Raw genomic sequence first — 11592 nt, forward strand, 5'->3', positions numbered from 1 at the left:
GCAGCGTCAGATGTGTATAAGAGACAGCCTCTCGGGGCTGGCAACGCCCCTTACATCGAATCCCTCTACGAACAGTTCCTCGCTGATCCGCAGTCAGTCGAGCCCAAATGGCGCGACTACTTCGCCGGACTTGCCAAAGCGGCCGGCACCACGGATGTGGCGCACGGCCCGATTCGCGATGCTCTCGCCAAGCGTGCTTACTCCATCGGCGCCCCGGCAGCGGCTGCCGGGGCAGGCGCAGTGTCCAGCGACGCAGCGGCCAAGCAGGGCGCCGTGGCGCGACTGGTGCAGGTTTACTCGAATCGCGGCCATCTGCTCGCTGACATTGACCCCCTGGGGTTGATGAACCGCCCCGTGCCGGAGGTGCTCGAGCTGTCGCACTTCGGCCTGAGCAATGCCGACCTGGAGACCGAGTTCCTCACTGGCAGCCGCATCGACGCCATCCCGAAGCGCATGAAGCTGAAGGACATCGTCGCTCAGCTGCGCCAGATCTACTGCGGCACCATCGGCGCCGAATTCGCGCACGTGTCCAATTCCACCGAGCGTCTGTGGCTGCAGAATCGCTTCCAGGAAGGTCGGGTCACGAATCGCTACTCCGCCGATGAGAAGAAGACGTTCCTGCGTCACCTGACCGCAGCGGAAGGTCTCGAGCGTTATCTCGCCACCAAGTATCCGGCGCAGAAGCGCTTCTCGCTGGAAGGCGGCGACGCGCTGGTGCCGCTGGTCGACGATCTGATCCAGCAGGGCGGCCTGCGCGGCATCGAAGAAATGGTCATCGGCATGGCCCACCGCGGCCGCTTGAACCTGCTGGTGAACGTGGTCGGCAAGTCGCCGCAGAAGCTGTTCTCCGAGTTCGAAGGTCACTACGACGTGAACCACATGCAGGGCTCGGGCGACGTGAAGTACCACAAGGGCTTCTCGACCGACATCAAGACGCCGGGCGGCAACGTGCACGTCGCGATGGCGTTCAACCCCTCGCATCTCGAAGTCGTGAACCCGGTGGTCGAAGGCTCGGTGCGCGCGCGCCAGCAGCGCCGTAGCGACACCAAGGGCGACAAGGTCATGCCGCTGCTGATTCACGGCGACGCCGCTTTCGCGGGGCAGGGTGTCGTGATGGAAACGTTGCAGATGTCGCAGGTGCGCGGCTTCTACACCGGCGGCTCGGTGCACGTAATCATCAACAACCAGGTCGGCTTCACCATCTCCAAGCCTGAAGATGCGCGCTCGACCATGTACTGCAGCGACGTGGCAAAGATGATCGAAGCGCCGATCTTCCACGTGAACGGCGACGACGTCGAAGCGGTCGCATTCGTCACGCGCCTCGCGCTCGATTACCGCATGACGTTCCACAAGGACGTCGTGATCGATCTGGTCTGCTATCGCCGCCTGGGTCACAACGAGTCGGACGAGCCGGCGGCAACGCAGCCGGTGATGTACTCCAAGATCCGTGCGCAGAAGACACCGCGCCAGATCTACGCCGAGCGCCTGGTCGCCGAAAAGGTGATCGTCATGGCCGATGCCGACGCGATGGTCGATCAGTACCGCCGCGAGATGGACGAGGGCAAGTCGCAGGCCAAGCAGTCGCTGGGTCTGATCGGCAACAAGCACACCGTCGACTGGACCAAGTACCACGACGTCGATCTGAGCGAAGTGGTGAAGACCGGCGTGCGCGTCGAGCAGTTGCGCGAGCTGGCCACCAAGCTCACCACGCTGCCGGCGAATCTCACGCTGCATCGTCAGGTCACGAAGATCGTCCAGGATCGCGAGAAGATGGCCGCCGGCCAGCTGCCGCTCGACTGGGGCTTCGCCGAGAACCTGGCGTACGCGACGTTGCTCACCGAAGGTTATGAAGTGCGTCTGATCGGCCAGGACAGCGGCCGCGGCACGTTCTTCCACCGTCACGCGGTGTGGCACGACCAGAACAGCGTCGACAACTACATTCCGTTGCAGCATCTGTCGCCGAGCCAGCCGCGCTTCGATGTGTTCGACTCGTTCCTGTCGGAAGAGGCGGTGCTTGGCTTCGAGTACGGTTTCTCGACCACCGAGCCGAACAGCCTGAACGTCTGGGAAGCGCAGTTCGGCGACTTCGCCAACGGCGCGCAGGTCATCATCGACCAGTTCATCAGCTCCGGCGAAGCGAAGTGGGGCCGTCTGTGCGGCATCACGCTGATGCTGCCGCATGGCTATGAAGGCCAGGGTCCGGAACATTCGTCCGCGCGTCTGGAGCGTTTCCTGCAGTTGTGCGCCGAGCAGAACATGCAGGTGTGCGTGCCGTCGACGCCGGCACAGATGTTCCACATGCTGCGTCGTCAGATGAAGCAGGGCTTCCGCAAGCCGCTCATCATCATGACGCCGAAGAGCCTGCTGCGTCACAAGCTGTCGGTGTCGCAGCTGGAAGATCTCACTCAGGGCTCGTTCCGCACCGTCATCGACGAGGTCGACGATATCCAGGCGAGCAAGGTCACGCGCGTCGTGTTCTGCTCGGGCAAGGTCTATTTCGATCTGCTCGACTCGCGTCGCGGCGACGGCTTGCACAACATCGCAGTGGTGCGCGTCGAACAGTTGTATCCGTTCCCGGCCGAGGAATACGCAGCGATCATCAAGAAGTATTCCAACGCCAAGGAAATCGTCTGGTGTCAGGAGGAGCCGCAGAATCAGGGCGCCTGGTATCAGATTCGCCATCGTCTGCAGGAGTCGCTGTCGAAGGATCATCAGCTGCTGTACGCAGGCCGTGCTCCGGCGGCCGCTCCCGCCACCGGCATCGCTCAGATGCACCAGGAACAACAGCAGGCGCTGGTCGACGCCGCGCTGCGCTCTACCAGCACCGAAGAGTCCTTGCGGAATACCACGCGCCTGAAGGCCGCGAACAAGTAAGCCGCGGGTAATAACAGGATCAAGTGATGACAATCGAAATCAAGGTTCCGCAACTGCCCGAGTCCGTGACCGACGCTACCCTGGTCTCCTGGCACAAAAAGCCGGGCGAGGCCGTCAGCCGCGATGAGAATCTGGTCGACCTGGAAACCGACAAGGTCGTGCTCGAAGTGCCCGCACCGTCGTCCGGCGTGATCAAAGAGTTGAAGGTCGCGAACGGCGCGACCGTCACGAGCGGTCAGGTGCTCGCGATTCTGGAAGCAGGCGAGGGTGCTGTGGCCGCTCCCGCGGCGAAGACCGAAGCCAAGGCTGAAGCTCCTGCCGAGAAGGCTGCTGCCGCAAGCGGTGGCAAGCTGGCTCCGGCCGCCAAGCGCATGGTCGAAGAGCACAAGCTCGACGCCTCGCAGATCTCTGGCAGCGGCCGCGATGGCCGCGTGAGCAAGGGCGATGTGATTCAGCACATGGCGGGCAAGTCGGCCCCGGCCGAAGCGAAGGCTCCGGCCAAGCAGGCTGCGGCGGTCAAGTTGCCGGCAGCCGTGGGCTCGCGCAATGAACAGCGCGTGCCGATGACGCGTCTGCGCGCTCGCATCGCCGAGCGTTTGATTCAGGCGCAGTCCACTGCGGCCATGCTGACGACGTTCAACGAAGTCGATCTGACGGCGGTGAATGAGATCCGCGCCCGCTACAAGGACAAGTTCGAGAAGGCGCACGGCGTGAAGCTGGGCTTCAGCTCGTTCTTCATCAAGGCGGCGATCGAAGCACTGCGCAAGTTCCCGGCAGTGAACGCGTCCATCGACGGCAACGACGTCGTGTATCACGAGTACTACGACTTCGGCGTCGCCGTCTCCACCGAGCGTGGCTTGATGGTGCCAGTCATTCGTAACGCCGAAGCGCTGAGCTTCGCGGAGCTCGAACAGGCGGTCGGCGACTATGCCAAGAAGGCGCGCGACGGCTCGATCTCCCTCGAAGAGCTGACCGGCGGCACGTTCACGATCACCAACGGTGGCGTGTTCGGCTCGCTGATGTCGACGCCCATCCTGAATCCGCCGCAGGTTGCCATCCTCGGCATGCACAAGATCCAGGAGCGCCCGATGGTGGTCGACGGCGAGATCAAGATCCGCCCGATGATGTACCTGGCGCTCACTTACGACCATCGCATCGTCGATGGCCGCGAGTCGGTGCAGTTCCTGGTGGCGATCAAGGACGCGCTGGAAGATCCGGCACGCCTGCTGCTGCAGCTGTAACCCGCCTGCTGATCATGGGCGCCCCGCTTGCGGCGCCCATGATCGTCCCCATTTTGTTTTCTGACTAAAGATTAGTTGCGGAGCTCGCATGTCCCAGTACGACGTCATTGTCATCGGCGGTGGTCCCGCCGGTTATCCCGCCGCCATCCGCGCCGGCCAGAACAAGCTCAAGGTCGCGTGTATCGATGAGTGGGTGAACAAGGACGGTTCGTATGCCTTCGGCGGCACCTGCTTGAACGCCGGCTGTATTCCTTCCAAGGCGCTGCTGGAGAGCTCGGAGCTGGTGCACCGTGCGCAGCACGAGTTCGCCGTTCACGGCATCAAGGTCGGCGACGTGTCGGTCGACGTGGCCACGATGCAGAAGCGTCGCGCCGGCATCGTCAAGGCCTCGACTCAGGGCATCAGCGGGCTGTTCAAGGCCGCGGGCGTCACGGCTCTGCAGGGTCACGGCAAGCTGCTCAAGGGCAACAAGGTCGAGTTCACGGGCAAGGACGGCAAGAAAGAAGAGCTGACCGCCAAGCACGTCATTCTCGCCTCCGGCTCTTCGCCCACTGAATTGAAGAGCGTGCCGTTCGACGGCAAGCAGATCGTCGACTCGTGGGGCGCGTTGGAATTCGACGCCGTTCCCAAGCGTCTGTGCGTGGTCGGCGCCGGTGTGATCGGTCTGGAGCTCGGCAGCGTGTGGCGTCGCCTCGGCGCGGAAGTCGTGGTGCTCGAAGCGCTCGATGCTTTCCTGCCGGCGGCCGACGGTGCTGTCGCCAAGGAAGCGCTCAAGCATTTCAAGAAGCTCGGCCTCGACATTCGCCTGGGCGCGAAGGTCAGCGGTGCCGACAAGTCCGCCAAGGGCGTGACGCTCAAGTACACCGACGCCAAGGGCGAGCAGACGCTCGAAGTCGACAAGGTGGTGGTCGCCATCGGCCGTCGTCCGTTCACCAAGGATCTGCTCGGTGACGGCACCGGCGTGCAGATCGACGAGCGTGGTTTCATCAAGGTCGATCACGACTGCAAGACCGACGCGGCCAATGTGTGGGCGGTCGGTGACGTGGTGCGTGGCCCGATGCTCGCGCACAAGGGCAAGGAAGAGGGCGTGATGGTTGCCGACCTGATCGCCGGCAAGATCGCCGAAGTGAATTACAAGACCATTCCTTCGGTCATCTACACCGCCCCCGAGATTGCCTGGGTCGGCCAGACCGAAGAGGAAGTGAAGAAGAGCGGCCGCGAGTACAAGGTCGGCTCGTTCCCGTTCCTGGCCAGCGGCCGCGCCCGCGCGATGGAGTCCATCGCAGGCTTCGCCAAGGTCGTCTCCGCCAAGGATGACGACGAGATCCTGGGCGTGCACATCATCGGCCCGATGGCCGGCGAGCTGATCGCCGAGGCGGTGCTGGCGATGGAGTACTCGGCGAGCACCGAGGACCTGCAGCGGACCATCCATGCCCATCCGACCCTGTCCGAGGCGCTGCACGAGGCGGCGCTGAACGCGGACAAGATCGCGATCGACTTCCCGAATCGATAAGGCCTAGCCAGGGACAGATTCAAAAATCTGTCCCCTCTACTGCGGATCCTGGGACAGATTTTCTAATCTGTCCCTCTCTTCGGCTATTCTCGGCCGATGCAGGACACCAACTTCACGTCGGCCGTCCGCGCCGGCAACCCCGACGCACTGTTGTCCCGCGAGCTCGGCACGCGCCAGCTGGCGGCGAACATCTTCAATTACACGGTGGGTAGCGGAATTTTCGTGCTGCCGGCATTCGCCGTTCTGCAACTCGGCACCGCCGCGCCGCTGGCCTATGTGGCCTGCGCCATCATCATGGGCCTGGTCGTCATGTGTTTCGCCGAGGCAGGCAGCCGGGTCTCGGCCTCCGGTGGGCCCTATGCCTATGTTGAAACGGCACTCGGACCGATGTGGGGATTCGTGGCCGGCTGCCTGGTCCTGTCCACGGGGACCTCGGCAGCGGCCGGTATTTGCAACGTCCTGGCTCGATCCATTCTGACGCTCGCACCGGACGGCTCGAGCTGGGTTTACCCGTTCGTCGTCGTGTTGCTGGTGGGCACCCTGGTGGCGATCAACTATCGGGGCGTAAAAACCGGTGCACGCGTCATCGAGGCGGTGACCGTGGCCAAATTGTTACCGCTGCTCGCATTCGTCGCGATCGGGGTGTTCTTCATCGAGCCATCGAATCTGACCTGGACCACCGTGCCCGAGGCGAGCACGGTGCTGGGCACTGCGGGCATCGTGATCTTCGCGTTTTCCGGCATCGAAGGCTCGCTGATGCCGAGCGGCGAGGTGAAGAATCCATCGAAAACGGTGCCGCGCGCCGCGTTCATGGCGCTGGGGGCGGCAACGCTGTTGTATCTGACGATTCAGTTCGTCGCGCTCGGCATCATGGGCACGGATCTGGCGAACGATCGCACGACGCCGCTGGCCAGCGCGGCCGGCTCGATCGTCGGTCCAGTCGGTCGCACCATCCTGGTCGTGGGTGCGGTGGTTTCGATGTTTGGCTACTTGAGCGCGAATGTGTTGTCCGAGCCGCGCGGTTTGTTTGCAATGAGCCGCGACGGGTTCCTGCCGCGCATCCTGAAGTCGGTGCATCCGAACTTTCACAGTCCGCACAAAGCGATCGTCATTTACGGCGTGATCGTGTTGTTGATCGCGTTGTCCGGCACCTATGAAACGCTGGCGATTTTCGCGAATCTGTCGGCGTTGATGCTTTACTTCCTGTGTGCCATCGCGGCGCTGGTGCTGCGGCAGAAAGACGTGCGCACCGATGGCGAGCCGTATCTGATGCCCGGCGGACCGCTGGTGCCGATCGCGACCTGCCTGTCGCTGGCCTGGCTGTTCTATGAGACGGTGACGCGCAAACAGTTCATCGCGTTGCTGGTGGTGCTGGTGGTGGTGTTCGTTCTTTACGGGTTGCGAACGTGGCGAGTGAAAGCGCAACCCGCGTAAGGTCGGTCCCGGCCTGGACGCCGGCGATCCTGCGCCGACATCCGGCGCTGCTGGTCGAATGGCTGAGATTTATAAATTCAATGTCGCGGTGGCGCGAGGAGGGCAGTAGAGCCGTACTGCTCGCTCTGAGCGCCCTGGCTGTTGTCATCGCGTTGCTGCTTGCGGGGTCGGGACAGGTCGTCGGCGGCATCAAAGCGCTGGCGGACTATTGGGTGTTGCTGGCAGTGGTTGCAGTCATCTATGCCGCAACATCTGTGAGTGGACGGCGGCGCCAGCTCGAAGAATCCGAGTCTCAATCGTGGCTCGTCGCCACGCCGATTCCGCCGCGAAGTCTGCTGGTGTCGCAGGCGATTCGCGTGCTGCTTCCTCTGTGTGCACTCGCCGTTGTGGCGGTGATGGTTCCTGCGTTGATTGCGCTCACGAACGAAGGCGTGGCAGCTGCAGCGGAAAAGGTTGCGGGCGCTGCTGCCGGTGGATTGTTTGTGGGGGGCGTTGTGGGCTGGTGGACAGGTCGCCGGACCAAACCATCGGGTGTCGTTCCGTCGCGTTACGTGCCCCAGCCCCGAGGCAAAGCTGCAAAGGCCAGCATGCAACCCGATGCGAGTGCGTTGTCCGGTTGGCCGATCGCTCAAGTGCTCGCGTGGAGCCGGCCTGAGAATTCCCGTTACGTGCTGATCGCCGCCTTGCTGGCCGTGCAGGGCGGATCGTCGGCGGTCGCCGGGCTGTCGGTCGTTGCGATGTACTTCGTCGCGAGCTATCTGGCCGCGTTGCTCTCAGCGACCACGACCGTCGCGAAATCCGCTGCGACGTGGTTGCGCGCCACGCCGATCACGCTGCTGGGTTTTGTTTGGTCCGTCTCTCGCCGCGCGCTGCTTCATCAGCTCATCGGCGTGGTCCTCGCGATCGCTTGCATGTTGCTGCTCGGCGCCCCGGTAAGTATGGCGCTGCAAGCCGCCGTGCTGTGGTTCGGACTGTTCGTTTCGATCTCGGGCTTGGCGCTGGTCGATCACTATCGGGGCCGATCGCCGCTGGTGAAGATCGCGCTGTCCGTTGCAACGGTTGCAGCGTTGGTAACCGTCCTGCAGTTGCGAGTGGGAGCCAAGTCATGACCGCCATCGTGCTCGATGTCCGCCAGGTGCACGCCAAGTACGGCAAGCGCGAAGTACTGAGCGGCGTAAGTTTGCAGGTGCCGGCCGGCGAGTGGTTCTGTCTGCTGGGCCCGAACGGCGTCGGCAAGAGCACGTTGCTTCGCTGTATCAGCGGTGCGCTCACGCCATCACAGGGCGACTTGTTGATCGCGGGACATTCCGCGACTACCGATCCGCTCGCTGCCAAGCAGCGCCTGGGTTACGCCTGCGCGCCAGAGCAATTGCCGGGTCTGCTGACCGGGCGGCAGTGTCTGGAGGTGTACGCACAAGCGAAAGGACTGCGCGAGGTCAGCGCCGATGTTCTGACCCTGGCGCACGAACTGCGTTTCGAGGGCTACTTCGACAGCTTCGTCGACACCTATTCGCTCGGCACGAGACAGAAGCTCTGCATCCTGCTCGCATTGCTCGGTGAGCCGACGCTGATCGTGCTGGACGAGGCATTCAACGGTCTCGACCCGGCCAGCGCACTGTTGGTGAAACATCATTTGCAGCGCCGGCTGACGGACGGACGCTGCGCCGTGCTGCTGGCCACCCACTCACTCGACATCGTCGAGCACTACGCCGACAAAGCGGCGTTGTTGATCGACGGGCGCATCGTTCGCGAGTGGAGTGAAAGCGAGATCGCTGCGTTCCGCGTGCAGGGCGACAGCGCAATGGAAACGGCGCTCGCCGCAGCGTCGACCTAAGTAAACGACGGCACGCGCGCGCCCACCGGCGCCGATTGTACCCACCGCTGAAAGTCCGCCGTCGCACGACCTTCCTCAGGCGCCCAACCTGCGAACTCCGCAGCGGTCGCGGGATCGTAGGGCCCTTCTTTGACTTCGACGAACGCAGCGCCGTCGGTCAAAGCCAATAGCGTGTGCCAGGTCGCCTGTGGCAGCTCGAAAGCCAGATTGGGTGTGCCCTCGCCAACGACACTGCGGTGCGTGATCGTCCCGTCAGTATCGAACACCACCACTTCGAATTGCCCGCGCACGACCGTGCACAGCTCCGACTTGGTCAGATGCCGGTGCGGGCGAATGTATGTATCGCTCTGCGCGACCACCACAAAACGCTGCACGAGGTCGCTCGGCGAGCTGTGCAGATTGTGATGGGCTCGCCGGCGTGGGCTCGCCGCGGCCTTGGCGGTGATTTCATCGAGCAGGGCGTTGGAGATCAGCTTCATGGTTCAGACCTTGCGGCGAGCGCTCAATACATTGGGCAAGCCCTGGATGCGCGCCAGCACGCGCGACAGCTCTTCCAGGTCGTGCACGGTGATCTTCAGGTTCATGTCGGCGATGTCGTCGGCCTCGTGCGTCAACGTGTTCATGGCGTGAATGTTGATCTTCGTGTCGGCGAGAATCGCCGTGACGTCGCGCAGCAGGCCGCGCCGATCATACGCTCGAACGTTGATGTCGACCGGGAACGCACGATCGCCTCCCGAGCCCCATTCGACCGCAATGACACGCTCGGGATTGGCGGTAGCCAGGCGCTTGAAGTTGGCGCAGTCGTCGCGGTGAATGCTGACGCCGCGACCCAGCGTGATGTAGCCGCCGATCGGCTCGGGCGGCACGGGGCTGCAACAGCCAGCGAAGGTCGACAACAAATCGTCGACGCCATCGATGGTGATGCCGGAAGCTTTCTTCGGCGCCGCTGCCGGCCGGCGCACGATCGGGGTCGGCAATTCCTGCGGCCTGGCGCGACGCTGCACGGCGCCGCTGATCTGCGCGACGTTGATTTCGCCTTCGCCGATCGCGCGATACAGCTGATCGGCGTTGTCGAAATGGAACTCGGTGATCAGCTCCGGCAGCGTCACCGAGTGAACTGCGAGCCGCTGCAATTCGCGTTCGAGAATCTGCCGGCCCTGCTGGATGTTCTGTTGCTCGTCGAGCTTGCGGAAGAACGAGCGGACCTTGTTTCGATTGCGCGGCGAGGCCAGGTAGCCGAGCGAGGGCACCAGCCAGTCGCGGCTCGGATTGAGCTGCTTGCCGGTGATGATCTCGACTTGATCGCCGTTCTGCAGGACCTGGTTGAGCGACACCATGCGTCCGTTGACCTTCGCGCCGCGGCAGCGATGGCCCAGGTCCGTATGCACGTGATAAGCGAAGTCCAGTGGCGTCGCGCCTCGCGGCAGATCGACCACTTCGCCGCGCGGGGAGATGGCATAGACGCGATCTTCGAACAGCTCGGACTGGACCCGATCGAGAAACTCGCCTTCGGTTTCCTCACCACGCTCGCCGGGCTCGAGGACTTGCCGCAGCCAGATGATTTTCTGCTCGTAGGCCGGATTGGCTTTGCCGCCTTCCTTGTAGCGCCAGTGGGCCGCGACGCCGAGCTCGGCGTGAGCGTGCATCTCGCGCGTGCGGATCTGAACTTCCAGCGGCAGCTTGCCCGGACCGATGACGGCCGTGTGCAGGGAGCGATACAGATTGTCCTTGGGCGTGGCGATGTAGTCGTCGAACTCGCCGGGGATGTATGGCCACATTCCATGCACGATGCCGAGCGCGGCATAACAATCGGCGATGCTGTCCACGAGCACACGCACTGCGCGCACGTCGTAGAGCTGATCGAACTGCAGCCCCTTGCGATGCATTTTCCGCCAGATGCTGTAGATGTGCTTCGGGCGGCCGGCGATCTCGGCATGCGGGATGTGCGCCTTGTCGAGCTCCTTCCGCAATACCTCGATGACTTCGTCGATGTAACGCTCGCGATCGATGCGCTTGGAGGCCAGCCAGCCGGCGATGGTCTTGTAGCTCTCCGGGTCGAGGTAGCGGAAGCTCAGGTCCTCCAGCTCCCACTTCAATTGCCACACGCCCAAACGATTCGCGAGCGGGGCGTACACCTCGCGCGTTTCATAGGCGAGCCGTTCGCGTTCGGCGGGCGGTGCGTCCTTGCTATCGCGCAACTGTTGCAATTGAGCGGCGAGCTTCACGAGCACGAGTCGCGGATCGGTGACGATGGCGAGCAGCATCTTGCGCAGGCCTTCGGCCTGATTGCTCGACAGCGACGGCGTGCCGCGTCCACCCGTGCTGGTCGGAATGCTGATGTTCAGCGAGCCCAGCCGCTGCAGCTCGGTGGCGATCCGATTGGCCGGCGCGCTCACTGTCTCGATCGCCTGTTCCGGCGTGATCACCTCGGCTTCGAGCAACGGCAGCAGCAGGGCACCGCCGAGGATGTCGTCGTCATCGGTCAGGCTGACCAGGATGTCGCCAATGGCTTGCGCACGCGTCAACGCGGCCGAGGCCTGGGGCTGGTCTGCTCCCACCGTGGCAGCCAGTTTTGCCAGCAGCTCGCGGGCCCGGCGGCGGGCATTCGCGGTCTGCTCGGTGTCGGATGCAGCGTCGTCGACGGAAGGCATGGAAAGCGCGGATCGTGTCGGTTTGTAGCCGTTGCCGGTATCATA

General features: G+C 63.4%; 8 protein-coding genes. 6 read left to right on the forward strand and 2 right to left on the reverse strand.

Features of this window, described 5'->3' with window-relative positions; all coding sequences use genetic code 11:
* Window positions 1-12 precede the first annotated feature (12 nt).
* The 6 genes from D0550_RS30385 (at window position 13) to D0550_RS30410 (ending at window position 8896) form a co-directional block, all read left to right on the forward strand.
* Entirely contained in the window at window positions 13-2874 is a 2862-nt protein-coding gene (locus tag D0550_RS30385) for a 2-oxoglutarate dehydrogenase E1 component (protein ID WP_116812974.1), read from the forward strand.
* Window positions 2875-2900: 26 nt separating this feature from the next.
* On the forward strand, window positions 2901-4115 hold the full coding sequence (odhB, locus tag D0550_RS30390; protein WP_116812951.1) for a 2-oxoglutarate dehydrogenase complex dihydrolipoyllysine-residue succinyltransferase: 1215 nt from the start codon (window positions 2901-2903) through the stop codon (window positions 4113-4115).
* Between the two features lie 88 nt (window positions 4116-4203).
* Window positions 4204-5628, forward strand: coding sequence for a dihydrolipoyl dehydrogenase (gene lpdA, locus D0550_RS30395; protein ID WP_116812952.1), 1425 nt, complete (start codon window positions 4204-4206; stop codon window positions 5626-5628).
* Between the two features lie 96 nt (window positions 5629-5724).
* A complete protein-coding gene (locus D0550_RS30400; protein ID WP_116812953.1) occupies window positions 5725-7062 on the forward strand; it encodes an APC family permease in 1338 nt (445 codons plus the stop codon).
* Window positions 7063-7142: 80 nt separating this feature from the next.
* Complete coding sequence (locus D0550_RS30405; protein ID WP_116812954.1) at window positions 7143-8171, forward strand: hypothetical protein; 1029 nt, start codon at window positions 7143-7145, stop codon at window positions 8169-8171.
* Complete coding sequence (locus tag D0550_RS30410; RefSeq protein WP_116812955.1) at window positions 8168-8896, forward strand: ABC transporter ATP-binding protein; 729 nt, start codon at window positions 8168-8170, stop codon at window positions 8894-8896. Before D0550_RS30405 ends, D0550_RS30410 begins: the two co-directional genes overlap by 4 nt.
* On the opposite strand, the gene D0550_RS30415 is transcribed toward D0550_RS30410, so the two are convergent.
* Window positions 8893-9375, reverse strand: coding sequence for a WbuC family cupin fold metalloprotein (locus D0550_RS30415; protein WP_116812956.1), 483 nt, complete (start codon window positions 9373-9375; stop codon window positions 8893-8895). The two genes, D0550_RS30410 and D0550_RS30415, sit on opposite strands and share 4 nt — an antisense overlap.
* A 3-nt stretch (window positions 9376-9378) precedes the next feature.
* Window positions 9379-11547 (reverse strand): RelA/SpoT family protein, encoded by a 2169-nt coding sequence (locus D0550_RS30420; protein WP_116812957.1) that lies wholly within the window; start codon window positions 11545-11547, stop codon window positions 9379-9381.
* Window positions 11548-11592: the final 45 nt, after the last annotated feature.

It is taken from the genome of Steroidobacter cummioxidans, from assembly GCF_003104955.1.

Bases quoted from the DNA above. Each gene is read 5' to 3' on its own strand.
- odhB (WP_116812951.1), top strand. From the start codon at position 2,901: ATGACAATCGAAATCAAGGTTCCGCAACTGCCCGAGTCCGTGACCGAC.
- lpdA (WP_116812952.1), top strand. From the start codon at position 4,204: ATGTCCCAGTACGACGTCATTGTCATCGGCGGTGGTCCCGCCGGTTAT.
- D0550_RS30400 (WP_116812953.1), top strand. From the start codon at position 5,725: ATGCAGGACACCAACTTCACGTCGGCCGTCCGCGCCGGCAACCCCGAC.
- D0550_RS30405 (WP_116812954.1), top strand. From the start codon at position 7,143: ATGTCGCGGTGGCGCGAGGAGGGCAGTAGAGCCGTACTGCTCGCTCTG.
- D0550_RS30410 (WP_116812955.1), top strand. From the start codon at position 8,168: ATGACCGCCATCGTGCTCGATGTCCGCCAGGTGCACGCCAAGTACGGC.
- D0550_RS30415 (WP_116812956.1), bottom strand. From the start codon at position 9,375: ATGAAGCTGATCTCCAACGCCCTGCTCGATGAAATCACCGCCAAGGCC.
- D0550_RS30420 (WP_116812957.1), bottom strand. From the start codon at position 11,547: ATGCCTTCCGTCGACGACGCTGCATCCGACACCGAGCAGACCGCGAAT.